General features: G+C 71.1%; 20 protein-coding genes. 16 read left to right on the plus strand and 4 right to left on the minus strand.

What is annotated here, in order from left to right; all coding sequences use genetic code 11:
• Nucleotides 1-19: 19 nt before the first annotated feature.
• The 6 genes from rpsB (at nucleotide 20) to WMF27_RS15905 (ending at nucleotide 8176) form a co-directional block, all read left to right on the plus strand.
• The gene (gene rpsB, locus WMF27_RS15880) at nucleotides 20-943 is read left to right on the plus strand and encodes a 30S ribosomal protein S2 (protein WP_437944242.1); all 924 of its coding nucleotides are present in this window, start codon (nucleotides 20-22) and stop codon (nucleotides 941-943) included.
• Between the two features lie 222 nt (nucleotides 944-1165).
• Nucleotides 1166-2116, plus strand: coding sequence for a translation elongation factor Ts (tsf, locus tag WMF27_RS15885; RefSeq protein ID WP_437768037.1), 951 nt, complete (start codon nucleotides 1166-1168; stop codon nucleotides 2114-2116).
• A gap of 9 nt (nucleotides 2117-2125) precedes the next feature.
• Nucleotides 2126-3070 (plus strand): polysaccharide deacetylase family protein, encoded by a 945-nt coding sequence (locus WMF27_RS15890; protein WP_437768036.1) that lies wholly within the window; start codon nucleotides 2126-2128, stop codon nucleotides 3068-3070.
• Nucleotides 3071-3109: 39 nt separating this feature from the next.
• Complete coding sequence (locus tag WMF27_RS15895) at nucleotides 3110-4474, plus strand: hypothetical protein (RefSeq protein ID WP_437768035.1); 1365 nt, start codon at nucleotides 3110-3112, stop codon at nucleotides 4472-4474.
• Nucleotides 4471-6456 carry a hypothetical protein gene (locus WMF27_RS15900; RefSeq protein ID WP_437768034.1) on the plus strand — a complete coding sequence of 662 codons (1986 nt, stop codon included), beginning with the start codon at nucleotides 4471-4473 and terminating at the stop codon, nucleotides 6454-6456. The genes WMF27_RS15895 and WMF27_RS15900 overlap by 4 nt, the downstream gene beginning before the upstream one ends.
• 691 nt (nucleotides 6457-7147) lie before the next feature.
• Nucleotides 7148-8176, plus strand: a complete 1029-nt coding sequence (locus WMF27_RS15905; RefSeq protein ID WP_437768033.1) for a hypothetical protein — start codon at nucleotides 7148-7150, stop codon at nucleotides 8174-8176.
• 69 nt (nucleotides 8177-8245) lie between these two features.
• Here WMF27_RS15905 and crcB read toward each other — a convergent pair whose 3' ends face one another.
• Nucleotides 8246-8629 (minus strand): fluoride efflux transporter CrcB, encoded by a 384-nt coding sequence (gene crcB / locus WMF27_RS15910; protein WP_437768032.1) that lies wholly within the window; start codon nucleotides 8627-8629, stop codon nucleotides 8246-8248.
• A gap of 89 nt (nucleotides 8630-8718) precedes the next feature.
• Here crcB and WMF27_RS15915 point away from each other — a divergent pair, with 89 nt between their 5' ends.
• Nucleotides 8719-10293 (plus strand): ATP-binding protein, encoded by a 1575-nt coding sequence (locus tag WMF27_RS15915; protein WP_437768031.1) that lies wholly within the window; start codon nucleotides 8719-8721, stop codon nucleotides 10291-10293.
• Nucleotides 10294-10357: 64 nt separating this feature from the next.
• On the opposite strand, the gene WMF27_RS15920 is transcribed toward WMF27_RS15915, so the two are convergent.
• Complete coding sequence (locus WMF27_RS15920) at nucleotides 10358-11275, minus strand: ABC transporter ATP-binding protein (RefSeq protein ID WP_437768030.1); 918 nt, start codon at nucleotides 11273-11275, stop codon at nucleotides 10358-10360.
• Nucleotides 11276-11386: 111 nt separating this feature from the next.
• On the opposite strand from WMF27_RS15920, the gene WMF27_RS15925 reads away from it, so the two are divergent.
• The 4 genes from WMF27_RS15925 to WMF27_RS15940 are packed head-to-tail and all read left to right on the plus strand — an operon-like array spanning nucleotide 11387 to nucleotide 16480.
• A complete protein-coding gene (locus WMF27_RS15925; protein WP_437768029.1) occupies nucleotides 11387-11674 on the plus strand; it encodes a hypothetical protein in 288 nt (95 codons plus the stop codon).
• A gap of 48 nt (nucleotides 11675-11722) precedes the next feature.
• A complete protein-coding gene (locus WMF27_RS15930; protein ID WP_437768028.1) occupies nucleotides 11723-12523 on the plus strand; it encodes a CheR family methyltransferase in 801 nt (266 codons plus the stop codon).
• 19 nt (nucleotides 12524-12542) lie between these two features.
• Nucleotides 12543-15404 carry a [protein-PII] uridylyltransferase gene (glnD, locus tag WMF27_RS15935; protein ID WP_437768027.1) on the plus strand — a complete coding sequence of 954 codons (2862 nt, stop codon included), beginning with the start codon at nucleotides 12543-12545 and terminating at the stop codon, nucleotides 15402-15404.
• Nucleotides 15401-16480 carry a tetratricopeptide repeat protein gene (locus WMF27_RS15940; protein ID WP_437768026.1) on the plus strand — a complete coding sequence of 360 codons (1080 nt, stop codon included), beginning with the start codon at nucleotides 15401-15403 and terminating at the stop codon, nucleotides 16478-16480. The genes glnD and WMF27_RS15940 overlap by 4 nt, the downstream gene beginning before the upstream one ends.
• Before the next feature lie 16 nt (nucleotides 16481-16496).
• Here WMF27_RS15940 and WMF27_RS15945 read toward each other — a convergent pair whose 3' ends face one another.
• Nucleotides 16497-17402, minus strand: a complete 906-nt coding sequence (locus tag WMF27_RS15945; protein ID WP_437768025.1) for a ParB/RepB/Spo0J family partition protein — start codon at nucleotides 17400-17402, stop codon at nucleotides 16497-16499.
• Nucleotides 17399-18331 (minus strand): ParA family protein, encoded by a 933-nt coding sequence (locus WMF27_RS15950; RefSeq protein WP_437768024.1) that lies wholly within the window; start codon nucleotides 18329-18331, stop codon nucleotides 17399-17401. Before WMF27_RS15950 ends, WMF27_RS15945 begins: the two co-directional genes overlap by 4 nt.
• A 688-nt stretch (nucleotides 18332-19019) precedes the next feature.
• Here WMF27_RS15950 and WMF27_RS15955 point away from each other — a divergent pair.
• From WMF27_RS15955 to lon, 5 genes are all read left to right on the plus strand, one after another.
• Complete coding sequence (locus WMF27_RS15955) at nucleotides 19020-19184, plus strand: hypothetical protein (RefSeq protein ID WP_012235776.1); 165 nt, start codon at nucleotides 19020-19022, stop codon at nucleotides 19182-19184.
• A 264-nt stretch (nucleotides 19185-19448) separates the two neighbouring features.
• The gene (gene tig / locus WMF27_RS15960; protein WP_437768023.1) at nucleotides 19449-20717 is read left to right on the plus strand and encodes a trigger factor; all 1269 of its coding nucleotides are present in this window, start codon (nucleotides 19449-19451) and stop codon (nucleotides 20715-20717) included.
• 299 nt (nucleotides 20718-21016) lie between these two features.
• Nucleotides 21017-21661 carry an ATP-dependent Clp protease proteolytic subunit gene (locus tag WMF27_RS15965; RefSeq protein ID WP_012235778.1) on the plus strand — a complete coding sequence of 215 codons (645 nt, stop codon included), beginning with the start codon at nucleotides 21017-21019 and terminating at the stop codon, nucleotides 21659-21661.
• Nucleotides 21662-22143: 482 nt separating this feature from the next.
• Entirely contained in the window at nucleotides 22144-23400 is a 1257-nt protein-coding gene (gene clpX / locus WMF27_RS15970) for an ATP-dependent Clp protease ATP-binding subunit ClpX (protein WP_012235779.1), read from the plus strand.
• A 210-nt stretch (nucleotides 23401-23610) separates the two neighbouring features.
• Entirely contained in the window at nucleotides 23611-26103 is a 2493-nt protein-coding gene (gene lon, locus WMF27_RS15975; RefSeq protein WP_437768022.1) for an endopeptidase La, read from the plus strand.
• Nucleotides 26104-26115 lie beyond the last annotated feature (12 nt).

Consider the following 26115-nt stretch of genomic DNA (forward strand, 5'->3'; position numbering starts at 1 on the left):
CAACCGAAAGGGCACTGCCGTGACTGATACCAGCTTCTCCGCATCCGTCCCCGCGGCCGACACCATGCAGGCCGTTGCCCCCCAGCCGGGGGATTTCCCGCTTCCGCTCCGCTCGCTGCTCGACGCGGGCGTGCACTTCGGCCACCAGACGAAGCGCTGGAACCCGAAGATGCGGCCGTTCATCTACGGCGCGCGCAACGGCATCCACATCATCGATCTCGACCAGACGACGCGGCTCTTCAAGCGCGCGTATGACTTCCTGACCGACGCCGTCGGCCGCGGCGGCCACGTGCTGTTCGTCGGCACGAAGCGCCAGGCGCAGGACATCGTGCAGGAGGAGGCCCGCCGGGCGGGCATGTACTTCGTCACGAACCGCTGGCTCGGCGGCACCCTGACGAACTTCCGGACGATCAAGCAGGGCCTCGATCGCCTGCGCACCCTCGAGCGCATGAAGGAGGACGGCACCTACGAGCAGCTGCTCAAGAAGGAGGTCGTCCGCCTCGAGAAGGAGCGCGAGCGGCTCGAGAAGTACCTGGGCGGCCTCAAGGGGATGGGCGGCCTCCCGGCCGCGATCTTCGTGATCGATCCGCACCAGGAGTCGATCGCGATCAGCGAGGCGCGCAAGCTGAACGTCCCGGTCGTGGCCATCACGGACACGAACTGCGACCCGGATCTCGTCGACTTCGTGATCCCTGGCAACGACGACGCCATCCGCTCGATCCGGCTGATCACGGCCCGCGTCGCGGACGCGTGCGTCGAGGGCGCGCAGCGCCGCAAGGATCACGGCGAGGGCGGGCAGCAGGCGGCGGTCGCGGCCAGCGCGACGAGATCAACGTCTACCAGGGCGGCCGCGGCGGCCGCGGCGGCGGTCCGCGCCAGCAGCAGGCGTCGTAGCGCGGCGCGAGCCGCAACGGAGCGGCCCAGCGCTCGGGCGGCGCGGTGACGACGACGTCGCCGCTCGCCTGGGCGGTGTGGCAGCCGCGAGAGAGCAGAGAGGGCGCAGGGACAGAAATGAAAATTTCACGCCTCTGCGCCTTCTGTGCCTCTGCGGTTCGACCCGTCCTTGCTCGGGCCGTTCGTGCAAGAGCAGTCGGACGTGTGGTGAACGGGGGCCGCTCGGCGCGGCCTCTTCCTAGCTAGTTTCCAGGTTGAAGGAGAAAGAGCCATGGCCGGCATCAATGCGCAGGCGATCAAGGAGCTTCGTGAGCGTACCCAGGCGGGGATGAGCGACTGCAAGAGCGCCCTCACCGAGGCCGAGGGCGACATGGAGAAGGCGGTCGAGATCATCCTGAAGAAGGGTCTCGCGAAGAGCGCCAAGCGGGCCGGCGCGTCCGCCACCGAGGGCGAGGTCCGCGCGGTGGTCGCGGCCGACCGGCGGAGCGCGACGATGGTCGAGGTCAACATCCAGACCGACTTCGCCGCCCGGAACGACGCGTTCCGGCAGTTCGTCGGCGACGTGCTCGCGGCGGTCGAGAAGGCGCCCGACGGCGCGGACGCGGCTCAGCTCCCGATCGGCGGCAAGTCGATCGCCGACACGGCCACCGAGCTGACCGCGCGCATCGGCGAGAAGGTCGCGGTGCGCCGGTGGGATCGCGTGTCGATCCCGGCGGGCAAGCACGGCGTCGCGCACGCGTACGTGCACCTCGGCGGCAAGATCGGCGTGCTCGTGGCGGTCGAGGCGTCGAGCCAGGCGGTGGCGGAGCACCCTGCGGTGCAGAAGTTCGTCGACGAGACGGCGATGCAGGCCGCCGCGATGAGCCCGCTCGTCCTCCGTCGCGACGAGGTCTCGGCGGAGCTGAAGGCCAAGCAGCAGGAGATCTTCGAGGGGCAGCTGCGCGAGGATCCGAAGCCGAAGCCGGAGGCGGCGTGGCCGAAGATCATCGAGGGCAAGTTCAACAAGTGGTACTCGGAGGTCGCGCTGCTCGAGCAGGAGTCGGTGGAGGCCGCGTCGCGCGGCGAGGCCGGCCAGACGATCGAGAAGCTCCTCCAGGCGGCGTCGAAGGCGGCCGGCGGCGAGCTCAAGCTCACGCGCTTCGTCCGGTACGAGCGCGGCGAGGGCATCGCCAAGAAAGAGGACGACTTCGCCGCCGAGGTGGCGAAGATGGCCGCGAGCTGACGCGGTCCGATGGGGGGGCGCCTCGCCGCCGTCTCGATCGACCTCGACGAGGTCCCGAACTACTTCGCCATCCACGGGCTCGCCGTCCCGGATCGCTCCGGGGCGGCGGCCGCGCTGAGCGCCGTCTACGACACGGCGCTCCCGCGCATCGCTGATTTCGCTGCCTCCCACGGCATCCCCGTCACGCTGTTCGCGATCGGCCGCGACCTCGCGCGCCCCGAGAGCGCCGCGGCCTTGCGCGCGCTGAGCGACGCCGGCCACGCGGTCGAGAACCACTCGTACGGGCACCGCTACGACCTCTCGCGGCTCCCGCGCGCCGCGATCGCGCGGGAGGTCCTGCTGGGCGCCGAGGCCATCGCGGAGGCGGTCGGCCGGCGTCCGACGGGCTTCCGCGCGCCTGGGTACACGGTGAGCGACGCGCTGTTCGACGCGCTCGACGCCGTCGGGGTCGCGTTCGACTCCTCGGTGTTCCCGTGCCCGCCGTACTACGCCGCGAAGGCGCTCGCGATGGGCGTGCAGCGGGTGAAGGGCAGGGGGTCGTCGTCGATCCTGGACACCCCGCGCGTGCTCGCGGCGCCGCGCCGGCCGTACCGGCCGGGGCGACCGTGGTACCGGCGCGGCGGCCGGCGCTTCGTCGAGCTGCCGATCCAGGTGACGCCGGGGCTCCGGCTGCCGGTCATCGGGACGAGCGTGGCGCTCGCGGGCGCGGCGGGCGCGCGGCTCCTGGCGCGCGCGTGCGCCGGGGAGGCGCTCGTCAACCTGGAGCTGCACGGGATGGACTTCCTCGACCGGAGCGACGGCCTCGAGGCGCTCGCGCCGTACCAGCCGGAGCTCCGGATCGCGCTGGGCAGGCGGCTCGAGGCGCTGGGGGCGTTCGTGGAGGAGCTTGCGCGGAGGGGAGCGAGCTTCGTGCGGCTGGACGAGGCGAGCCGGGAGCGCGGGCTCGTGGAGTGACCGGCGGTGCCGACGGGCGGCGCGAATTCCCTGACGAGCATGGTGCCGTCGGGTACCTTCCCGGCGATGGAGTTCGAGCGCCTCCAGGAGCTCGACAACCGCTGCAACCCCGACGAACCGCTGTCGCCGGGCGATGAGCGCAACGTGGACATCGACGTCCGCGGCGTCCGCGGGGCTCACTGGACGAACAAGCTCGCGCGGCAGATCGAGCTCTCCAGGACGCCGGTCTGCCAGCTCTTCACCGGCCTCCGTGGCACGGGGAAGAGCACCGAGATCCAGCGCCTGGCGGCCAGGCTCTCCGATCCGAAGCGGTGCAACCTGCTCACGGTCCTGATCGACGCGGACGATGTCCTCGACCTGACCGTGGAGATCGACATCTCGGACGTGCTCGCGCTCGTGCTGCTCCACACCGAGCGTACCGTCCTGGCCGCGGAGGGCGAGGACGCGGCCAGCGCGCTGACGGACGGGCCTCACCGGCGGCTCTGGGCGTGGCTCTCGCGGACCGACGTGGAGATCGGAAAGCTGACCGCGGGCGTGGAGGCGGGGGCGAAGACCGGGGTCGAGCTCAACCTCAAGACCAACCCCACCGTGCGCCATCGGGTCCGCGAGATCGTGGCCAGGCACCTCTCCACGTTCGTCCGCTTCGTGCACGACGAGCTCCGGGAGCTCGACTGGCGCGCGCGCAAGCTCGGGCGCTCCGGCGTCGTGATCCTCTTCGATTCGCTGGAGAAGCTCCGGGGCACGAGCCTCACCTGGAAGCCGGTGCTCGAGAGCGCCGAGCGCATCTTCTCGACCGGCGCGCCTTACCTCCAGCTCCCGGTGCACGTGCTGTACACGATCCCGCCGGCGCTCGCGCGCCGCATGGTCGAGCCGCCCGTGTCGTTCCTGCCGATGATCAAGGTCCGAGACGTCGAGGGCAGGCTCCACCCCGAGGGCGTCGAGGTCATCGCGGAGCTCGTGAAGAAGCGCATCGACGAGGACGCGCTCCGCGAGCTCTTCGGCGAATCGGCGCTCCGGGACCGGCTCCGCGCCATCGCCCTGTGGTCGGGCGGCTACCCGCGCGAGATCGTGCGGCTGCTCCAGACGCTGCTCGAGCTCGAGACGTTCCCCGTGGAGGCGAAGACGCTCGAGCGGGAGCTCCACCGCGCGGGGAACGCCTACCGGAGCATCGTCTACGACAGCGGCGCGATCCCGTGGCTCGCCACGGTGAACCGCACGAAGCGCCTCATCACGAACAACGAGCACGAGCGCGAGGCCGCCGACCACCTGCTGCAGAACAACGTCATCCTGCGCTACCTCAACGACGACGAGTGGGTCGACGTCCACCCGTCGGTGGCGGGGATGCAGGAGCTCGCCGGTCCTACCGCCGACGCGGGGGGCACCGAGCCGGAGAAGGGCGCATGACCGGCGCCGCGGGCGGGGAGCGCTCGCGGCTCGTCCGGGCGCTCGCGCTCTCGCGGCGGTTCCATCTGTACCTCGCGCGGTGCGCCAGCCCTCGCGCGGCGGATGCGCTGGTTGCGGAACTCACCGCCGAGCTCCCGCGGCTCGGGCGACCCGAAGTCCGCCTCGTGCGGCTGGAGCCGTACAGCGGGCGGACGGAGGACACGCCGCTCACCGACGGCGAGCTCGCGGATCGCGTCCTGCTCCCGCTGCTCGACCCGCCCGGAGCGCTCCGCGGCGCGATCCACTTCGTCGACGCGTCGCGCGCGGCCTATGCGGACACGGCGTCGTGGGCGCGCTTCTTTTCGCTGTGGAACGAGAAGCGCAACGTCCTGGGCCCGTCCCGAGGCGAGGTCGTCGTGATGCTGCCGGCCGCGCTCGCGCCCGTGTTCGCGAGCACGGCGCCGGATGTCTGGTCGATCCGGAGCGGGGAGTACGTCATCGACGAGCGCGGCAGCGCGCGTGACGACGGCCTGGAGGCCTACGAGCCGGGATCGAGGTCCTTTGTGGGCGCGGCGCCCGCGGCCGCTTCCGTCGTGGCGACGGCTTCGGAGGGCGCGGCGGCGCGCGTCGAGGTCGCGCTGCAGCTTCTGCGCGCTGTGCCGCCGCTCGCGCTTTTCGGCGGCGATCTCGTGGTCCGGCCCTGGGTGGAAGATCTCCGTTCCGCGGTCGCCGCGCGTGAGATCAGCGACCCCAGTGAGTACGAGCTGCGCGGGATGGATGACATCCCGCCGCCGCTTGTCGCACGGCGCAAGCTGCGCCTTGCCGGCTGGAAGCTTGCCACGCGGCGATTCAGCGAGGCCGAGGAGCTTTACGCCGAGCTCATCTCTCGCGCGGATGGCGACGACGCAGAGCTCACGGCCCACGCGCTCTCGGGTCTCTCCATGGCGCTCGCCGTCACGGGCCGAGCGGCCGAGGCTTCCGGGCACGGAGCTCGGGCGCTCTCGCTGGTCGGATTCGAGCGCGGCGGAGATGGCCTCGCCGCGCGCTTGTCACCCGACGTGACAGCTCGTGCGCTGCGCGCAAACGCGCTCGTGCAATGGTGTCTGGGTCATCTCACCGCGGCAGAGGAGCTCGATCGGGCGCTCGCATCCGTGAGCCAGCCATCGAGCGCGCGCCTCCTCTCGCGCGTCCTCCGGCTGGCCGAGCGCGGCCAGGTGGGGGCGGCGGAGGCGCTGCTCGGTTCCGGAACGCTCCCCCCGTCCCCGCGGCTGATAGCGTTCCCCGACGACATCTCGCTGATCGTGCACATCGACGTCCTCTTTGCGAGAGGTGAGATAGACGCCGCGCGCCTTGGCCTCGCGTCGCTCCTCTCCGGGGTCGGTGATGCGAGCGTATCCTTGTTCGACGACGACGCGAGTCTCGCTGACCGTTGTGAAATAACCGCCGCGCTCATCGAGATCCTCCGCGGGGACGAAGAAGAAGCGTCGAAGCTCCTCGCGCGTCCGATGAATGCATCGTCGCTTTCGTCCCATGAGAGCGAGCCGGAAGGTGGCAGCCGGGCAGGAGCCTTCCACGCGCTCGCATCGGGTATCCTCGCGTGGAGCACGCAGGGGGCTCAGGGCGCGTCGACGTGGTTCGAGCGCGCTCTCCGCCACGTCTCCGCGTGGGGGCTCTCTGGCCTGGACTTCCGCTCGCGCATGCGCGCGCGGGCGGCCGTTGCGCTCCTCTGGATCGCGGTCCAGCCCCAAGGCGAGCCTTGGCTTGCAGCGGCGCGGGACGTCGTCGATCAGGCCGAGGCGCTCCTCGGCGACACGGCGGAGGACCACATGAGCCGCGCAATTGCCGTGGCGGCGCACCGTGAGTTCGCGCGGCGCCTCGCGAGCGCGGGCGCCGGTGACGCCCGCTTCGCCGCGCAGCGCGCCGCGGCGCTCGCCCAACCTCTCGGCGGCCTCGGCGTGCCCGCGTGGGACGAGCTGGTCCGCGCTGCAGCGCGCCCGTCCTGAGTTTCCCTGGTTCCACCCACCAGGAGTCCGGCCGGGGATCGGGAGACAGAGTTCAACGCAAAGGCGCAAAGGCGCAAAGGCGCAAAGGCGCAAAGGCGCAAAGGCGCAAAGGCGCAAAGAAGAATTTCATGCAGTTTTGCGTCTTTGCGCCTTTGCGCCTTTGCGTTGAATTCTCTTTTCTCTCGCGAGGCAGATCCCCCGGCAGGAGATCCCACCCGCCGTACTGGACGCGGCGAGCCTGCGGCGCGGCGATCGCCGGCCATGGGGGTAGGGGAGATGGATGACGCGATGCGTTGTGCGCGCGTTCCCGGCGCGTCGTGCGTGTGCCCGGGATCTCTGGCGCGCGGGGTCGACGAGCTTGCCGCATGCTGCGTCCGCGTCGTGCGCTCGTCCGAGCGGCCTGTGCGCGCGTCGCCCCGCGCCGTGCGCGCGCCCCGCGCCCGTGGTGCGCTGGCGCGACCGGGGTTGCGCGCGTTCCCCCGCCGGTCTCGCGCGCGCCGGCTGCCCTCGTAGCGCCGTTGATCTCGCCTGGCGCGCGCGTCGCGTCCCGCCGAGCGCGCCACAGTGACCGATCCTGCGCCGCTTTCCCGGCCCCCAAGCATTCGTTCGGACTGGATCGTCGCGACGTGATCGTGCCCTCTGGAGGTGCTCCCTTTCCTCGCGTTGACGCTTTCTCATAGCTTCTCCTTTCATGGCCACCACCAAGACCAAGAAGCCCGCGCCGGCGGCATCGCCGGCCGAGGTACCGACCGTTTCATCCACCACCATCAGCCTCGACGCCCTCGCGCGGGAGCTCGGCCCCGCCGATGGCGCGTTCGCCGCGCGCACCTACGCGGGCATCCCCGAGGAGGACCTCGTCACCGAGGGGACGCGCATCGACTCGCAGAGCCTCATCGACGACGTCCCGCACTTCGTCGCCTCGGCGCGGCGGATCCTGGGCTCGCTGTCCGAGGCGCAGCGCGGCAAGGTGCGCATGCCCGCGGCGCTCTTGCCGCTGCTCGTCGCCGAGGCGGGCAGGCTCCAGGCGATGAAGCGGTCGCACGACGCGGCGGCGACCGAGGCGGCCGGCGCGAGGGCCGCGCTCGAGGTGCAGGAGCGGAGCGCGATGCGCGACGGCATCGGCGAGCGCGATCTCTGCTACGGCGGCCTGCGCAACGCGCTCGGCGCCCGCCGCATGGCGCGGGTCGACGCCGTCGTCGGGCGCGCGGACTCCCCCGAGGGCCTCGCCAAGGGCCTCGAGGCGCTCGCGAGCTTCATCGACGAGACCCGACGGGCCGATCCGGCACAGGACGCGAGGCTCCTCGAGGACTACGGCGTCGGCGCCGAGTGCGCGGCCGCGCTCCGGGCCACGGCGCAGCGGGTGCGCGGCGTCGCCGGCGTCCAGATCGCCGCGGGGCGACGGGTGACACAGCGCGCGCTCGATCTGCAGGACGGGCGGGTCGCGGTCGTGATCGAGAAGATCCTCCGCGCCTTCCGCGCGGCGCGCCGGGTCGACGGAACGATCCTGGTCCCCGAGCTGAACAAGGCCGCATGGATGTTCGAGGCCCGCTCCGGCAGCTCCGGCAAGAAGCCATCGCCCGCCGGAGAGAAGCCCTCGCCCGCCGGAGAAAAGCCCTCATCCGGCGCAGAGACGCCCCCGCCCGCCGCGGGCGGAGCGCCGGCCGCAGGCGGAGCGCCGGCGCAGGGAGAGACGACGCCGAGCCTCGGCGCCGACGGCTGAGCCTCATCCCCCAGGACCACGGGCGGCGCCGCCTGTCGCCGACGCTGTCCACGGCCCGTCTCCACGCCTTCAGCCCGCGACGAGCCGCCTCGCGACGACCATCCCGAGGACGCCGGCGAGCAAGCAGACGACCAGCGTGATCGCGATGTTGGCGAGCCCCGCCGCCCACGACTTGTACTCGATGAGCCGGATCGTCTCGTTGTTGAAGCTCGAGTACGTGGTGAAGCCGCCCATGACGCCGGTGCTCAGGCTGAGGCGGAGCGTCGGCGACAGGAGCGCCGTCGTCGCGGCGACCTCTCCGATGGCGCCGAGCAAGAACGACCCGATCACGTTGACCGCGAGCGTCCCATACGGAAACTCGGCGCCGAGGCGCTGCTGGCACCACGTCGACAGCCCGTAGCGGGCGAGGGTCCCCGCTGCGCCGCCGAGGCCGATCCAGAACCACCGATCCATTCGTTTCTCCTTCTCGCTCGAGTCGCGACGACCGTGCTCGGCCGCCGTGCCCTTGCGTCCTCACCGCCGCTGGCCCAACGCTCGCGCGGGTGAAGCGCCGCTTCAACACGACCGGGCCGTGCCGCCCCGATCTGCACTACATGATCCCGGCCGAGAGCCGCCTGCCCGAAGCCCCGGGGCTCGTCGAGCAGATGGGGTACTTCGTCGTCCACGCCCCGAGGCAGACGGGCAAGACGACCGCCCTCCGCGCCGTTGCCGAGCGGCTCACCGCCTCGGGTCGACACGCCGCCGTCCTCTTCTCCTGCGAGGAGGGAAGCGCCGCCGGCGACGACTACGGCTCCGCCCAGCGTGCCGTCCTGCGCGAGCTCACGCGCGCGGCGCAGATCGCGCTGCCGCCCGAGCTCCAGCCGCCGCCGTTCTCCCTCGAGGGCGATGAGGGCCTCCTCTCGGCGGCCCTCACCGCCTGGGCGCGCGCCTGCCCGCGTCCGCTCGCCCTCATCTTCGACGAGATCGACTCGCTGCGTGGCCAGGGCCTCCTCAGCGTCCTGCGCCAGCTCCGCGCCGGGTTCCCGAGCCGCCCCGAGCACTTCCCCGCCTCGATGATCCTCTGCGGCCTGCGCGACGTGCGCGACTACAAGACCGCGAGCGGCGGCGATCCCGGGCGCCTCGGGACCGCGAGCCCGTTCAACATCAAGCTCGAGTCCCTGCGCCTCGGAGACTTCTCGGAGGAAGAGCTCCGCGCGCTCTATGCCCAGCACACGGAAGACACCGGCCAAGTCTTCGTCGATGCGGCGCTCTCCCGGGCCTTCGAGCTCACCGCCGGCCAGCCATGGCTCGTCAACGCCCTCGGCCGCGAGATCGTCGAGAAGATGGCCGTCCCGCCCAGCGAGCCCATCACCCGCGCGCACGTCGAGCAGGCCAAGGAGCGCCTCATCCTCGCGCGCGCCACCCACCTCGATTCGCTGGTCAGCAAGCTCGCCGAGCCCCGCGTCCGCCGCGTGCTCGAGCCCTTGCTCGCGGGAACCTACGAGGGCGGCGGCGACACGTACGACGACGACGCCTCCTACGTCCGCGATCTCGGCCTCGTGGCCCAGGGCAAGCCGCTGCGTGTTGCGAACCCCATCTACCGCGAGGTGATCGCCCGTGTCCTGTCGTCGTCGGCCGAGGAGCGGATCGACGCCCCGCCCGAGCGCTTCCGCCTGCCCGACGGCCGCCTCGCGTTCCGGCGACTGCTCCGCGCGTTCGCGGCCTTCTGGCACGAGCACGGCGAGGTGCTCGCCTCCGGGATGCCGTACCCCGAGGTCGCCCCGCAGCTCGTCCTGATGGCTTTCCTCCAGCGCGCAGTCAACGGCGGTGGCTTCATCGATCGCGAGTACGGCGTCGGCCGTGGGCGCATCGATCTGCTCGTCCGCTTCCCGTACGAGAAGCCTGATGGCTCCCGGGCCCTTCAGCGGCGCGCGATCGAGCTCAAGGTGTGGCGCAAGGGCCAGAAGGACCCGCTCCTCGAAGGCCTCGCCCAGCTCGACGACTACCTCGCACGCCTGCGCCAGAAGCGTGGGACGCTCGTGATCTTCGACGCGCGCGGGCGCCTCGCCCGAACCGCGCCCCGGTTCAGCGAGGTCACGACGCCTCGCGGCCGCCGCGTCGCGGTGCTCCGCCTGTAAGCGTCCTCCAAGCGAGGGTAGGCCCGAGGAGACCGTGCTCGTCGCGCGGCGCTCGACCCGGCGGCTACTCCGCCGCCTTCCTGAACTCGATCACCTGCCCGCCCTTGCTGTCCGCCAGCGCAGGCCGGTTCACCCGCGACACCTCGTCCGTCGCCACCCCCGACGCCGCGATGAACTGGCGCGCCTGCTCGTTGTCGCCGTGCGCCAGCTCGTCCGGCGTCCCCGACGCGACGACGCGCCCCTGGATCACGAGGAACGCCTGGTGCGCGATGCGGAACGTGCTCGCCATGTCGTGCGAGATCACGACGCTCGTCACCTTGAAGCGCGACCGCGTCTCCTCGATCAGGTCGTCGACCATCCGGCTCGTCAGCGGATCGAGCCCGCTGGTCGGCTCGTCGTAGATGAGGATCTCGGGCTCGAGCATCAGCGCGCGCGCCAGGCCCACGCGCTTGCGCTGCCCGCCGGACAGCTCCGACGGCATCCGGTCCTCCTTGTCCTCGAGGCCGAGCGAGTTCAGCATGCCCACGACCTTGTCGCGGATGTCCCGCTTCGACATGTGCTTCCGGTGCTCGCGCAGCGGGAACGCCACGTTGTCGAAGATCGTCAGCGAGTCGAGCAGCGCCGCGTACTGGAACACCATGCCGAACCGCTGGCGCATCCGGTTCATCTCGAAATCGTCGAGCGCGCCCATGTCCACGCCGTCGACCCAGATGTGACCGGTGGTCGGCCGCTCCAGCCCGATGAGCAGCCGGAGCAGCGTGGTCTTGCCCGCGCCCGACCCGCCGATGATCACCGCCGTCTCGGTCCGCCGGAGGTGCATCGTGATGCCGTGCAGCACCTTCGTCGCCCCGAACGATTTCTTGATGTCGTCGACGAAGAGGTGATCCTCCGGCTGCCACCCCGGCGGCATGTTGCCCACCTGCTGCGCCTCCGGGGGGGCCGCGCGCTCGGGGGAGACCTGGCTGGGCGGCCTTCTCGACATCCGCGCAGTACGGTACCACGGAGGGGGCCCCCCAGGACGCCGATCGCCTTGTAGCACCGTAAGGGCGAGCACGTGCTTGACGCGGCAGGGCGCGGGACGGAAACGTTGCTCATGACCGACGACCTACTCAAGGCAGCCCTCGAGACGGCAGAGGCGAAGACCGACAAAGACGGCTGGGCCGAGCTCCCTGAAGGGCGCATGCTCACGCTCTATGCCGCGCACGACGGCGTGTCGCTCCCGGTGACCAAGATCGAGGCCGTGTCGAGCGCGGGCGGGCTCCTCAAGGCGCGCAGCTCCAAGGGCGAGACGTTCGTGCTCGCGCTGAAGGACGTGTTCGCCATCGCCCTCGACGGCGGCGGCAAGGGAGCCCAGGCCAGGAAAGCCGGCTTCCTCGGCTGATCGCGGCGACCTTCCATGGCCCGATCGTCGAGAGCGGGAGGAGGTCCTGTGGCGCGGTCCGCCCAGCGGGCCGTCGACCTCGCGCTCGCCGAGCTGCAGCGCCGGTTCGGCCTGGGCCGCAGCCCCGCCGCCCCGGGCTGGGTGCGTGAGCGCGTCCTCGCCGTGCTCAGCGCCGTGGCCGCGCGCCACGGCGTGTCGCCGCTCGCGGCCGCCGAGCGGCTGCGGGACGACAGGGAGGCCATCGAGGAGATCGTCAGCGCGCTCCGCGTCGGCGAGACGCGCTTCTACCGCGACCCGATCATCTGGGAGGCCATCGCCACCTCGGTGCTGCCCAGGCTCCCGCCCGACCTGCCCATCGCCGGCCTCTCGGCCGGGTGCAGCACCGGCGAGGAGGCCTATACCCTGGCGATGGTGCTCGCGAGCGCGGGCCGCCGCTTCAGCGTGCTCGGGGTCGACCGCGCCGCTCCGGCGATCGAGGCGGCGCGCGAGGCCGCCTACTCCGCCGAGGCCGTCGACCAGCTCCCCCCGTCCTTCGTTCAGCGCTACTGTGAAGAGAAGGGCGGCGCGCTGCACGTCGGCCAGCAGCTCCGCGACGTCGTGTCCTTCGAGGTCTGCGATCTGGTGCACGCCGTGCCGAGCGGCGGGTTCCAGATCATCTTCTTCAAGAACGTGCTCCTGTATCTCGCAGAGCCCGCCGGCGACGCGGTGGCGCGCCGCCTCGCGGCCGAGCTCGGCCCGGGCGGGCTCCTGTTCTCCGCCGCGAGCGAGGCGCCGCGCCTCTGCGGCGCCGGCCTCACGCCGGTCAAGGTGAACGCGCACGTCACCGCCTTCCGCGCCCCGGGCGCCTGAGAAAGCAGAACGACACCGCATGAGCGTCGACCTCTCCCCCACGTCCAGGCCCAGCGGGCTCGTCGAGCTCCGCGCCGCCTACGCGCGCGAGCGCGCCGAGCTCGATCGCGCCGTGCCGAGCGGCCCCACGCCGGCAGCGGACCCGGCCGCCGTCGGGGTCGCCCTGGGGCGGCGCCACGCGCGCCTGCTCGACGATCTCCTGGCGCGCCTCTTCCACCTGCTGCGCGAGTCCGGCGGGCCCAGCCGCAAGGAGTGGGACTCGGTCGCGATCGCCGGGGTCGGCGGCTACGGCCGCGGCGCGGTCGCGCTGCGGAGCGACCTCGACCTGCGCATCCTCGCCCGCAACGCCCAGCGCGCCAGCGCCATCGCGGACGCGCTGCTCTACCCGCTCTGGGACATGGGGGTCGCCGTGGGGCACCAGGTCGTCACCATCGACGACCTCATCGACGGCGCGCGCGAGGACCTGCCCACCGCGACGGGCCTGCTCGACTGGCGGCACGTCGTCGGCGACGCGTCGCTGTCGGAGTCGCTCTGGCAGCGCGCCTCGTCGGGCATCTTCGCGCACTCGGAGCTGCCCCGCTTCATCGAGCGGCTCGGGAAGGAGATCTCGCAGCGGCACGAGCGCTTCGGCGGCTCGGTCTACCTCCTGGAGCCGGACGTGAAGAACGGCGCGGGCGGGCTGCGCGATCTCGACGTCGCCCGCTGGGCCGCGAAGGCGCGCTACGGCGTCGGCGAGTTCGACGCGCTCGTCCGCTTCGGCGCGCTCGTCGCCCGCGAGGCCGAGGAGATCCGGAGCGCCGCCGAGATGCTCTGGCGCATCCGCAACCTGCTCCACGCCCACTCCGGGCGGAGGACCGACCGGCTGACGTTCGACGAGCAGGAGCTCTGCGCGGGCGCGCTCGGCTACAGCAAGGGCGCCGGTCCGGCCGAAGCCGGCCGGAAGAGCGCGCCGCCCCCCGACGAGGCCGCCGTGTCGCCCGAGGCGATCGAGCGGATGATGAGCGACTACTACCGGAGCGCCCGGGCCATCTCGCGCTCCCTCGACATGATCGTCTCGCGCGCCACGCCGACGCTGACGCGGCGCCGCCGCCGCGACGAGGACCTCGGCGCCGGGGTCCGCCTCTTCGACGGCTGCATCACGATGAGCGATCCGGATCTGCTGAGGACCGATCCGGCGATCGCGCTGCGGCTCGTCTCCGAGGCCGTCGAGCGCGGCGTGCCGCTCTTGCCCTACGCGCGCGGCGCGATCGTCCGCGCCGCCGGCGATCCGGCGTTCTGCGCGGCGCTCCGCGAGAGCCCCGAGGCCGCCGAGCGGTTCCGGACCCTCGTCGCCACGTGCAAGGAGACGCAGCTGCAGAGCGGCTCGGTCGTCCGCGAGCTGCACGACCTCGGCCTGCTGCTCGCGATGATCCCGGAGTTCTTGCCGGTCGTCGGGCGCGTCCACCACGACGTCTACCACGTGTACACGGTCGACGTTCACTCGGTCGCCGCGGTCGATCGGCTGGCGGCGCTCGTGCGGGGCGAGCTCGCGGGCGAGTTCGGGCTCGCGTGCCGGCTCGCCGCCGAGGCGACGCGGCCGACGATGCTGTTCTTCGCCACGCTCCTGCACGACGTGGGCAAGGCGATCGGGGGCACCGATCACAGCGGGCGCGGCGCCGAGATGGCCCGGAAGATCCTGGCGCGGCTCGGCTTCCCTCAGGAGGACATCGACGAGGCGTGCCACCTCGTGCTGAAGCACCTCGTGATGTACCTCATCGCGACCCGGCGCGATCTCGACGACCCCGCGACGATCTCGGAGTTCTGCCAGGAGGTGCACGGCCGCGAGGGGCTGCGCGATCTCTACCTGCTCACGGTCGCCGACATCTCGACGACGAGCCCCACGTCGATGACGTCGTGGAAGGCGCGCATGCTCGACGAGCTCTACCTCTCCGCGGACAGGGCCCTGCGCGGCGCGCGCGAGGACGCGGGGGCGTTCGACCTCGACGACCAGCGCATGACCCGCGCGATCAGCGGCACGGTCGGCGCCCTCGAGGACCTCCCGGCCGCGAGCGAGGCCGAGCGGCGCGCGCAGCGGGACTTCCTGGCCCGCTACCTCGCGTCGATGCCCGAGCGCTACCTGCTCGCGAACAGCCCGGCCGCGATCGCCGCGCACTCGGAGCTCGCCCGGCAGCAGCAGTCCGGCGGCAACAGCGTCTCGGTCGCGCTCGTCCCGTCGCGCCACCCGGAGGCCGCGGAGGTCTGCGTCGTGGCGCCGGATCGCCCCGGCTTGCTCGCGGCGATCACGGCCGCGCTCGCGGCCTCGCGCCTCGAGGTCCACGCGGCGCAGATCCACTCGCGCGCGTGCGACGACGAGGGGATGGACGACGGCGGCGTGATCCGCGGGAGGGCGGGCTCGTCCCCGCCGGCGGGCGTGCGCCTGCAGGCCGTCGACCTGTTCTGGGTGCGCGACCGCGGCGAAGGGGTAGGGGGGGTGGCGCGCGCCATCCCGAAGCTCGTGACCGACATCCAGGCGGTGCTCTCGGGGCAGCTCTCCGGCGCCGAGCTCGCCAAGAAGCGCCGGGGCGGCGCGCTGCGCGAGCGCCCGACGCCGAAGGTCCGGACGCAGATATCCATCGACGAGCGCGCCTCGCACCACACGGTGATCGAGGTCCTCACGCGCGATCGCCCCGGCCTCCTGTTCGCGATCTCGGACGCGCTCTACCAGCTCGGCCTCTCGATCTCGGTCGCCAAGATCAACACGGAGGGGACGCGCGTGGCCGACGTGTTCTACGTGAGCGAGGCGGACGGGACGAAGGTCGCGAGCGGCAAGCGGACGCAAGAGGTGGAGGAGCGGCTGCACGCGGTCCTCCAGGGTCTGGACGGCGAAGGGAGTGTCGGATGAACGAGAGGTGGTTTACGCGCGCGCTGTGGACGACGACGGCGACGACGACGGCGAGGCCCGCCGCGCAGCGGGTCCTTTCGGCTATGGCGCTCGCCGCGTGCGTCGCGGCGTGCGCCCTTTCGTGTGGTGGAGCGCAGGAGCCCCAGCGCGACCCGCTCCTGGCCGATCCGCCCGAGGGCAGCGGCGCGGCGGCCTCGAAGGGCGCGTCGTCGACGGCGCTGGACCGGGGCATCGCGTACATCAAGAACGAGAAGTACGAGGAGGCGAAGCAGCACCTCCTCCAGGCGATCGAGCACGAGCCGGGCAGCGCCGAGGCGCACTACTACCTCGGCCTCGCGAGCGAGAAGACGGACGATCGCGCCGGCGCCGAGGCGTCGTACAAGAAGGCGCTCGCGAGCGATCCCAAGCTCGAGGCCGCCGCGCTGAACCTGGCCGCGCTCTACCTGGACGAGCCGCCGCGGCCGGACGAGGCGATCGCGGTCCTCTCGAAGGCGATCGAGCAGGCGCCGGGCCGGGCCGCGCTCCACCAGAACCTGGGCTACGCGTACGGGCTGAAGGGCGACGTCGGGAGCGCGAGCAAGCACTACGAGGCGGCGCTCAAGGCGGAGGACACGGCCGCCACGCGCTTCGCCTACGGCGCGATGCTGTTCGAGGCGAAGGCGCTCGACCGGGCCGCGGCCGAGCTCAAGAAGGCGCTCGCGGCGACCGGCGACGACGTGGCGACGATCGCGACGATCGGGCGGATGCTCGGGCCGGCGAAGGCCTACGCCGACTGCGTGGCGGCGTTCGACCGCGCCATCCAGCTGAAGCCGGAGGCCGAGTTCCACGTGCGCCGCGGGACGTGCCGCCACGAGCTCGGCGACGAGCCGGGGGCGCGCGCCGACTACCAGGCGGCGATCAAGGTGGACCCGCGGTTCGCGGCCGCGCACTACTACCTCGGCCTGTCGTTCCTGGCCGAGCGCAAGCCGCAGAGCGCGATCGCCGCGCTCACCGAGGCCGGGAAGCACGGCGGCGACACCGAGATCGGCAAGCGCGCCCGCGCCAAGGTCAAGGAGCTCAGCGCCAGGGTGAAGTGAGGCGCGCCGCGCAGGCTCACGCGCCGAGCAGCGCGATGATCCTGTCGAGCTCGTCGAGCGAGCCGTAGGTGATGCCGAGCTCGCCGTGGCCGCCCGCGTCGCGCACCTCGACGCGGGTCCCGAGCCGCCGCGCGAGCCGCGCCTCCAGGTCCTTGATCGCGGGCGACTTCCCGCCGCGCTTCTTCTCGCCCGGCTCCTCGCCCTCGGCGGCCCGGAGCTCCCTCTCCTTCGCCGCCTTGATCAGCGCCTCGACCTTGCGGACGGGGAGCTTGCCGTGGACGGTCCGCTCCGCGACGTCGGCCATCACCTTGTCGCTGGGCGCGCCGAGCAGCGCGCGCGCGTGGCCCTCGCTGAGCTCGCGCGAGATGACCATGGTGCGGATCCGCGGCGGCAGCCGGAGCAGCCGGAGCGAGTTGACGATCGTCGTGCGGTCCTTGCCGACGCGCTCGGCGAGGGTCTGGTGCGTGTAGCTGTGCTCGCGCAGCAGCCGATCGAACGCCTCGGCGATCTCGATCGGGTTGAGGTCGGCTCGCTGCACGTTCTCGACGAGCGCGAGCTCGAACGCCTCCTTGGGGGAGACGTCCTTGACGACGACGAGCACCTCCCTGAGCCCCGCGCGCTGCGCGGCGCGCCACCGCCGCTCGCCCGCGATGAGCTCGAAGGCGTCGTTCCCCGCCTGCGTCCTGCGCACGATGAGCGGCTCGATGAGCCCGTGCTCGCGGATGCTGCCGGTGAGCTCCTCCAGCTCGGTCTCGTCGAAGTGCTGCCGCGGCTGCCCCTTCTGCGGGACGATCTTCTCGATCGCACACACGAACACGCTGCGCCCCTCGGCCGCAGTCGCTGTCGCCGGCGGCGCCGCCGGGAGCAGGGCGTCGAGCCCCCGTCCGAGCGCGCGCCGCGCCCCTTTCTGATCGGCATTCATGATCTGGGTCGTGCGTCCCTCGCGCGCTCTCCGGGGTTCTGCGGGGGCGAAGGCTCGGCCGGCGGCTCCGCCTCGGCGGCGCCCCCGCGCGGCCGCTGCTTCGTGTCTGCCGCGGCGGGCGGGCCGTCCAGGATCTCGCGCGCGAGGCTCAGGTAGCCCTGCGCCCCCTTCGACTGCGCGTCATAGAGCAGCGCCGGCTTGCCGTGCGACGGCGCCTCGCTGAGCTTCACGTTGCGCGGGATGATCGCGTCGAAGACGCGGAAGTGCGCCCTCACCTCGTCGGCCACCTGGTGGGTGAGCGAGTTGCGCCCGTCGTACATCGTGAGGACGACGCCCTCGACCGCGAGCTCCGGGTTGAAGGCGCTCCGCACCCGGTCGATGGTCGCCATCAGGTGCGTCAGCCCCTCGAGCGCGTAGTACTCGCACTGGAGCGGCACGAGCACCCGGTGCGCCGCGGTGAGCGCGTTCAGCGTGAGGAGCCCGAGCGACGGCGGGCAATCGAGCACGACGTAGTCGTAGCCCGCGAGCTGCGGGCGCAGGGCGTTGCGCAGCCGCACCGCGCGGTCGTCCGCGTCGACCAGCTCGAGCTCCGCCGCGACGAGGTCCTGGGTCGCGGGCACCACGCCGAGGAGCGGCACCTCGGTCGGGACGATCGCGTCCTTCAGCGCCGCCCGCCCGATCAGGACGTCGTAGAGCGACAGCTCGAAGCTCCCGCGCCGCACGCCGACGCCGCTCGACGCGTTCCCCTGCGGATCGCAGTCGACGAGCAGCGTACGGCACTCTGCCGCGGCGAAGCTCGCGGCCAGGTTGACCGAGGTCGTGGTCTTGCCGACGCCCCCCTTCTGGTTGGCGACGGCGAAGATGACAGGCGAAGGCTTGGGGGCGGAGCCGGGCTTGCCGGGCGCGCCCCCCTCGTTGGGCGATGGCATCGTGCTGTGTCGCGTCCGACCAGGCTGCTTACACGACCCCCATCGGCACGTCGAGAGAAGCGGGCGCCTCGACACAAACGTTCGACCGAGCGTGCGGTTCCGTCCTGCGGCCGGCCCAGCGCGCTGCCGCCGCGGGCGTCCCGGGACGCCCGCCCGCTGCGCCCGCTGGGCCGCGGCGCCCAGGACACGCGCCCCGGACGCCGGGCTGCGGCACCCCCGGCGGCGTGACCCGCGCGGGGCGGCGTGACCCGCTCGCCGCCATCCCACCGTTCGCTCGCCAGATTGTTGGCCTGAACGGCAGGGGAATCTACAGTGCCCACATGTCGCTTGATGTAGGCAAAGGTGGCCGAACGGCGAAGGCATGGGCACGCGGTCGAGCCTCGGGGCGCGGCCGCTGCTTCGGCCTCGGCGGGGCGCTGCTCGCCTGCTGCGACCCGGGGCCCGTCGATCGGGTCCTTGCTCGCGCCTTCTGGGGCGATGGGCGCGGCCCTGCGCCGCTCGCTCCTGCGCAGGTCCTCGTGCTTTCGCCTTCGCTTCAACGCAGGTCGGCGATCGGCTCGCGCCGTCGTCCGCCCTCGACCTCGAGTCGCGGGCCGACGTCGACCGCCCTTTGATCACGGACGTGGTGCCCAGCTTCGCCGAGCAGACCGACGCACCGACGTCGCCTCGGCACATGTGAGGAGGACAGATGCCGCTTCCCAGGTCGTATCAGAGCTTTTCAGAGTTCGAGCGGGAGATTCTCCGCCCGAGCCGTGTGGGCTTCTCGCTCGAGGACATCGTCGAGGAGGAGGGATCCTTCGACGCCGAGCTCGACTTCGACAAGGACCCCTTCGACGTCTCGGACGACGACTGAGCGCGGCGGCGCGGCGGCGCGGCGCGCGGGATGGCTTCAACGTCCTCGCACGTCCTCGCGGTCGCGCTCGGCGCTGCTGCTCCGTCGCGTCGCCAGCGCCGGCGCCGCGCGGCGCGGCACATCAGCTTGCACGATCCCTCCCGGGATCCGAGCCCCGGCGGCCGCCTCTCCGCCGGGGCTCCTTTTTTTAAAGCAGCGTCCTGTCGCTCGTCTTGACCCCCCCAGCGACGCGTGGCACGAGTGCCGCCCTTCGAAAAAAACGCCATGCAAGTCAACGTCGAAAAGCTTTCTCCCGTGCTGATGGAGTTTCAGGTGGAGGTCCCCGCGGACCGGGTCCGGAGCGAGGTCGACAAGGCCTATACGGCGCTCCAGCGGACGGCCCGGGTCCGGGGCTACCGGCCTGGCAAGGCGCCGCGCCAGGTGCTCGCGCACCTCTACGGCGGCCGCATCCACGCCGATGTCGCCCAGCGGCTCGTCGACGCCACGCTGAACCAGGCGCTCGCCGACAAGCAGGTGCAGCCCCTGTCCCAGCCGGCGATCGCGCCCACCGAGCTCCGCCCTGACGACGCGTTCTCCTACAAGGCCCGCTTCGAGGTCCGCCCCGACATCGCCGAGGTGACGTGGGAGGGCTTCGAGGTGAAGCGCCCCTCGACCACGCCGACGGACGAGATGATCGACGCCGAGATCACCGCCCTCCGGCGCGAGCACTCGACGCTGCAGGCGCCCGAGCCGGAGCGCCCCGCGGGGAAGGGGGATGTCGCGACGATCGCGTTCACCCTCGAGGTCGGCGGCGCGCTGCGCGACACGAAGGAGCAGGAGATCGAGACCGAGCTCGGCAGCGGCCAGGTCTTCAAGGAGATCGAGGACGCCCTCGCCGGGATGACGCCCGGCCAGTCGAAGGACGTGCCGGTCACGTTCTCCGAGCAGCACTCCAACGCGGATCTGCGGGGCAAGCAGGCGACCTTCCACATCACGCTGAAGGATCTGCGGGAGCGCATCTTCCCGGAGGTGGACGATGAGTTCGCGAAGGACTGCGGCGACGAGAGCCTGTCCGCGCTCCGCGAGTCGCTCCGCAAGAAGATCGAGAAGGAGCTGACGCAGCGGGCGAGCGACGCCGTCGCCGAGCAGCTCGTGGTGGAGCTCTGCAAGGCGAACCCGATCCCGGTCCCGCCGTCGCTCGTCGATCAGCAGGCGCAGCTCGCCGAGCGCGAGCTGCTCGCGACGGCGCGGAGGCAGGGGCAGCGCGTCGATCCGACGCCGGAGTTCCGCGCCCGCGTGCGGCTCGACGCCGAGATGAAGGTGCGCGCGGGCCTGGTCATGGCCGAGATCGCGAAGGCGAAGGCGGTCAGGATCACCGAGGCCGACCTCGAGAAGGGCTACGAGGAGCTCGCCGAGCAGACCGGCAAGAACGTGGCGAAGATCAAGGCGGAGTACCGCGAGCCCCAGAAGCGCGAGCTCTTCGCCGGGATGATCCTCGAGGACAAGATCCTCGACATCATCGAGGCTGCGGCGAAGGTCGCCGACGCGAGCTAGCTTCGCCCAGCGGCAGTCCGGCGCGGAATGGCCAGACTTCTGCACCGCACGCCGGCGCCTCGGCTCTGCTGCGCCGGCGTGCGCCGTTTGTCCAGGTCGCGCCTCTCGCGCTCTCGATGGACGTCGGGCGCGCGCGCGGCTGGATCGAGCGGGCCGCGGCGCGCCGCGTGTTCCGTGCGCCGCGCGGCGAGCGGCCGATATTTCCGGTAACCTCGGGCGCGTTCGGTCTTGCGATCGGACGCAGTCTGGCCCAGGAGTAGAGCCCCTGCCGCGCGGCAGCGAACCCCCCGGAGCACCGGATGACCCGACGAGTCGAAACCCGCACCCAAGCCATCGAGTTTCTCGAACGCGAGAAGGCCTACATCCTCCCGACGGTCACCGAGGTGACCCACCGCGGCGAGCGGGAGTGGAACATCTTCAGCCGTCTCCTCAAGGATCGCATCGTCTTCATCGGCACGGAGATCGACGACTTCGTCGCGAACGCCGTGATCGCGCAGTTCCTCTTCCTGGAGAGCGAGGATCCCGAGAAGGAGATCCAGGTCTACATCAACAGCCCGGGCGGCGTGGTGACGTCGGGGCTCGCGATGTACGACACGATGCAGTACGTGCGTTGCCCGGTGTCGACGATGTGCATCGGCCAGGCCGCGTCGATGGGCGCCGTCCTGCTCGGCGCCGGTCGCAAGGGTCGGCGCTTCGCGCTGCCGCACGCGCGGATGATGATCCACCAGCCGCTCGGCGGCGCGCGCGGCCAGGCGACGGACATCGAGATCCAGGCGCGCGAGATCAAGAAGATCAAGGAGACGCTGATCGACATCCTCGTCGACGCGACCGGCAAGAACCGGGACGAGCTGGCGAAGGACATCGAGCGCGACTTCTACCTGAGCGCGACGCAGGCCAAGGAGTACGGCCTGATCGACGAGGTCTTCCCGAAGCGGAACAAGTAGGTGGCCGCGCCGCCGCGTCCGGCGGGCGTGCTCGGGAGGATGGCCGGCGCGGCGTCGCCCCGGGCCGCGCCGCGGCGCGGCGTCGCGACGCCCCGCCGCGCCCGGCCGCCCTGGCGGGCGGGGCATTGCGCGCGGGCGCGCAGCAGCGGAGCACGCGGGCCCGGCGCCTCATGCGCCGCGCTGCGCTCGCTCGATCCGCTGCATTTCGCGCTTTTCGCGCGATGCGCGGGGGTGTCGGCGGCCGGCCGCGGGGCGCCATCGGGTGATTCCCTGACTTCGGCCACAGGCTGGAGACCACCCCCGTTAGCTTGCGACGGTACGGGCACCGCACTAGAATCCGAGCGCGGCGTTTGGCTGCGCATCGCTGAAAATCCAGGGGACGGTGGAAGCCGTTCCCGCGGCAAGTTGGAGGGGCCGCCGCCGCGGCGGGACCCCACCTCTCATTGAAGCGGTAGCGTCGGCAGACCGCACTGAGGGTCGAAGTGGAGCGAAGGCGGGACGATCACTCGAATGGCAATTTAAGCTGCTCTTTCTGCGGCAAGTCGCAGAAAGAGGTGAAGAAGCTCATCGCGGGCCCCACGGTGTACATCTGCGATGAGTGCATCGGGCTGTGCAATGACATCATCGCGGAGGAGGTCGAGAAGGACGAGCCGTACGCGGGGTCGACCCCGGTGCCCAAGCCCGCCGACATCAAAGCGACCTTGGACGAGTACGTCGTCGGCCAGAACCGCGCCAAGAAGATCCTCGCTGTGGCGGTGCACAACCACTACAAGCGCATCGACAGCCGGGTCTCCTCGGACGACGTGGAGCTGTCCAAGTCGAACATCCTCCTGCTGGGGCCGACGGGGTCCGGCAAGACCCTCCTCGCGCAGACGCTCGCCAAGATCATCAACGTCCCCTTCGCCATCGCGGACGCGACGACGCTGACCGAGGCCGGGTACGTCGGCGAGGACGTCGAGAACATCATCGTCCAGCTCCTGCAGAACGCGGATCACGACGTCGAGCGCGCGCAGCGCGGCATCGTCTACATCGACGAGATCGACAAGATCAGCCGGAAGAGCGACAACCCGAGCATCACCCGCGACGTCTCCGGAGAGGGCGTGCAGCAGGCGCTGCTCAAGATCATCGAGGGGACGATCGCCAATGTCCCCCCGAAGGGCGGGCGCAAGCACCCGCAGCAGGATTTCCTGCAGGTCGACACGACGAACATCCTGTTCATCTGCGGCGGCGCGTTCGTCGGGCTCGATCAGATCATCCAGCGGCGCATCGGCCAGAACACCCTCGGCTTCGGCGCGGACATCAAGGCGAAGAAGGACTTCAAGCTGGGCGACCTGCTCAGCGTCGTCCAGCCGGAGGACCTCCTCAAGTTCGGGCTCATCCCGGAGTTCATCGGGCGCTTGCCGGTCGTGGCGACGCTCCACGAGCTGAACGAGGAGGCGCTCATCGACATCCTCACGAAGCCGAAGAACAGCCTGGTCAAGCAGTACCAGAAGCTCTTCGAGATGGACGGGGTGAAGGTGAAGTTCACCCGCGGCGCGCTCGTGGCGGTGGCTCGCCAGGCCCTCGAGAGGAACAGCGGCGCCCGCGGTCTTCGCGCCATCCTCGAGTCGGCGATGCTCGACATCATGTACGACGTCCCGTCCCGCACGGGGATCAAGGAGGTCGTCGTCAGCGAGGACGTGATCGTGAAGCACGAGCCTCCGCTCATCGTGTACACGAAGGAGGCGGAGCTCGCGTAGCGCTCGCCTCCCGGGGGGCATCGGGCCGGGGCGCAAGGCGCGGCCCGAGCTGCGCCCTCGCCCCCGCAGGCTCCCCCCCGGGCGTGCCGGCGCCGCGTGTCCCTGGCGGGCAGCGGGGCGAGCCGGCGGAAGTTCAGCATCAGATCAAGGTATTTTTGACAACCGAGGTGGGGGTGCCCCGACCTCCCGAGACTCCCGGAAAGACGGCGGATGTTCTTCAAGAACGACAGTGATCGCGGCAAGAACGCACCCGAGCGCGGGATCGTCCCGTTGCTCCCGCTTCGCGACATCATCGTCTTTCCACACATGGTCTCGCAGCTGTTCGTCGGGCGCGAGCGCAGCATCGCCGCCCTCGACGAGGCGATGAACCGCGGCAAGGAGATCTTCCTCGCCGCGCAGCGCAACGCGAAGACGAACGATCCGACGCCGGACGACATCTTCGGCGTCGGCTCGGTCGGCGCCATCATGCAGCTGCTCCGCCTCCCGGACGGCACCGTCAAGGTCCTCATCGAGGGCAAGCGCCGGGCGCGCATCCGCCGCTACGTCCAGAGCGATGCGTACTTCCTGATCGAATACGACGAGATCGTCGAGAGCTCGGTCGCGAGCGTCGAGATCGAGGCGCTGATGCGCTCGGTCCAGTCGACGTTCGAGATGTACGTCAAGCTCAACAAGAAGATCCAGCCCGAGGTCCTGATGGCGGTGCAGGCCATCGACGAGGCCTCGCGGCTGGCCGACACCATCATCGCCAACCTGCCGACCATCAAGCTGACCGACCGGCAGGCGCTGCTCGAGATGGAGGAGCCGCAGAAGCGGCTCGAGCGTCTCATCGAGTTGATGCAGGCCGAGATCGAGATTCTCCAGGTGGAGAAGAAGATCCGGAGTCGCGTCAAGAAGCAGATGGAGAAGACGCAGAAGGAGTACTACCTCAACGAGCAGATGCAGGCCATCCAGAAGGAGCTGGGCGGCGGCGAGCGCGACGAGTTCAAGAACGAGATCCAGGAGATCGAAGAGGCCCTCAAGACCAAGCGGATGAGCAAGGAGGCCGCCGCGAAGGTCAAGAAGGAGCTCAAGAAGCTGAAGATGATGCACCCCACGAGCGCCGAGGCGACCGTGGTGCGCAACTACATCGATTGGATCCTGGAGCTCCCCTGGTACGACAAGAGCGAGGAGCGTTATGACCTCGTCGAGGCCGAGCGGATCCTCGATGAGGACCACTACGGCCTCAAGAAGATCAAGGAGCGGATCCTCGAGTACCTGGCGGTCCAGGCGCTCACGAAGAAGCTCAAGGGGCCGGTGCTCTGCTTCGTTGGGCCGCCCGGCGTCGGCAAGACGAGCCTGGCGAAGTCGATCGCGCGCGCGACGGGGCGCAAGTTCGTGAGGCTGTCGCTCGGCGGCGTGCGCGACGAGGCGGAGATCCGCGGCCACCGGCGGACGTACATCGGCGCGCTGCCCGGCAAGCTGATCCAGTCGCTCAAGAAGGTCGGGACGAACAACCCCGTGTTCCTGCTCGACGAGGTCGACAAGATGTCGACCGACTTCCGCGGGGATCCGGCGGCTGCGCTGCTCGAGGTGCTCGATCCGGAGCAGAACCACACGTTCAACGACCATTACCTGGATCTCGATTACGACCTCTCCGACGTGATGTTCATCACGACGGCGAACACGCTCTCTGGCATCCCGGTGCCGCTCCAGGACCGCATGGAGGTCATCCAGCTCTCGGGCTACACGGAGTTCGAGAAGCTGAACATCGCCGTGAAGTACCTCGTGCCCCGGCAGCGGAAGGAGTGCGGCCTCGAGGACGTGTCGCTCGACTTCACGGAGGGCGCGCTCCGGACGATCATCCACCACTACACGAAGGAGAGCGGCGTGCGCTCGCTGGAGCGCGAGATCGCGAGCGTCTGCCGCAAGGTGGCCAGGCGGGTGGTGTCCGACGGCAAGGAGAAGCCGATCGAGGTCGTCGCGAAGAGCATCCCGAAGTACCTCGGCGTCCCCAAGTACCGGCTCGGCCGGCGCGAGGAGCGCGATGAGGTGGGCCTCGTGAACGGCCTCGCCGTGACGAACGTCGGGGGCGATCTGCTCCCGGCCGAGGCGACGGTGGTGCCGGGCAAGGGCAAGCTCGTGATCACCGGGCTGCTCGAGAAGGGGATGGAGGAGAGCGGGCACGCGGCGATGAGCTATGTCCGCTCGCGCCTCGATCGCCTCGGGCTCGAGCCGGACGTCTATCAGAAGGTCGACGTCCACATTCACTTCCCCGATTTCGTCCGCAAGGACGGCCCCAGCGCCGGCGTCACGATGGTGACCGCGCTCGTCAGCGCGCTCATGAGGGTACCTGTCCGGAGGGATCTCGCGATGACGGGCGAGATCACCCTGCGCGGCCGCGTGATGCCGATCGGCGGGCTCAAGGAGAAGCTGCTCGCGGCCCATCGCGGCGGCATCGCGACCGTCATCCTGCCGAAGGAGAACCGGAAGGATCTCCGGGACGTGCCGCGGCGCGTGCTGAAGGCGCTGCGGCTCGTGCTCGTCGAGCACGTCGACGACGTGCTCCGTGAGGCGCTCATCCTGCCGGACGCCTATGCGATCTTCGGGCCGCCGAAGGGCGTCCTGGAGTACCGGGACGGCGAGCTCGTCACCGAGGCGGCGCCGGTCAAGGCGCCGCCGGCCGCGGCGGGCGAGCCGACGCCGGCCGCGCCGCCCGGCGCGTGAGCGCGGCGCCGT

Source organism: Sorangium sp. So ce281 (assembly GCF_051527395.1).
GTDB classification, from domain to species: Bacteria; Myxococcota_A; Polyangia; order Polyangiales; family Polyangiaceae; genus Sorangium; species Sorangium cellulosum_B.

Excerpts from the sequence above, each read along its gene's own strand:
- tsf (WP_437768037.1), top strand. The coding sequence starts at position 1,166 with ATGGCCGGCATCAATGCGCAGGCGATCAAGGAGCTTCGTGAGCGTACC.
- WMF27_RS15890 (WP_437768036.1), top strand. The coding sequence starts at position 2,126 with ATGGGGGGGCGCCTCGCCGCCGTCTCGATCGACCTCGACGAGGTCCCG.
- WMF27_RS15895 (WP_437768035.1), top strand. The coding sequence starts at position 3,110 with ATGGTGCCGTCGGGTACCTTCCCGGCGATGGAGTTCGAGCGCCTCCAG.
- WMF27_RS15900 (WP_437768034.1), top strand. The coding sequence starts at position 4,471 with ATGACCGGCGCCGCGGGCGGGGAGCGCTCGCGGCTCGTCCGGGCGCTC.
- WMF27_RS15905 (WP_437768033.1), top strand. The coding sequence starts at position 7,148 with ATGGCCACCACCAAGACCAAGAAGCCCGCGCCGGCGGCATCGCCGGCC.
- crcB (WP_437768032.1), bottom strand. The coding sequence starts at position 8,629 with ATGGATCGGTGGTTCTGGATCGGCCTCGGCGGCGCAGCGGGGACCCTC.
- WMF27_RS15920 (WP_437768030.1), bottom strand. The coding sequence starts at position 11,275 with ATGTCGAGAAGGCCGCCCAGCCAGGTCTCCCCCGAGCGCGCGGCCCCC.
- WMF27_RS15925 (WP_437768029.1), top strand. The coding sequence starts at position 11,387 with ATGACCGACGACCTACTCAAGGCAGCCCTCGAGACGGCAGAGGCGAAG.
- glnD (WP_437768027.1), top strand. The coding sequence starts at position 12,543 with ATGAGCGTCGACCTCTCCCCCACGTCCAGGCCCAGCGGGCTCGTCGAG.
- WMF27_RS15940 (WP_437768026.1), top strand. The coding sequence starts at position 15,401 with ATGAACGAGAGGTGGTTTACGCGCGCGCTGTGGACGACGACGGCGACG.
- WMF27_RS15945 (WP_437768025.1), bottom strand. The coding sequence starts at position 17,402 with ATGAATGCCGATCAGAAAGGGGCGCGGCGCGCGCTCGGACGGGGGCTC.
- WMF27_RS15950 (WP_437768024.1), bottom strand. The coding sequence starts at position 18,331 with ATGCCATCGCCCAACGAGGGGGGCGCGCCCGGCAAGCCCGGCTCCGCC.
- WMF27_RS15955 (WP_012235776.1), top strand. The coding sequence starts at position 19,020 with ATGCCGCTTCCCAGGTCGTATCAGAGCTTTTCAGAGTTCGAGCGGGAG.
- tig (WP_437768023.1), top strand. The coding sequence starts at position 19,449 with ATGCAAGTCAACGTCGAAAAGCTTTCTCCCGTGCTGATGGAGTTTCAG.
- WMF27_RS15965 (WP_012235778.1), top strand. The coding sequence starts at position 21,017 with ATGACCCGACGAGTCGAAACCCGCACCCAAGCCATCGAGTTTCTCGAA.
- lon (WP_437768022.1), top strand. The coding sequence starts at position 23,611 with ATGTTCTTCAAGAACGACAGTGATCGCGGCAAGAACGCACCCGAGCGC.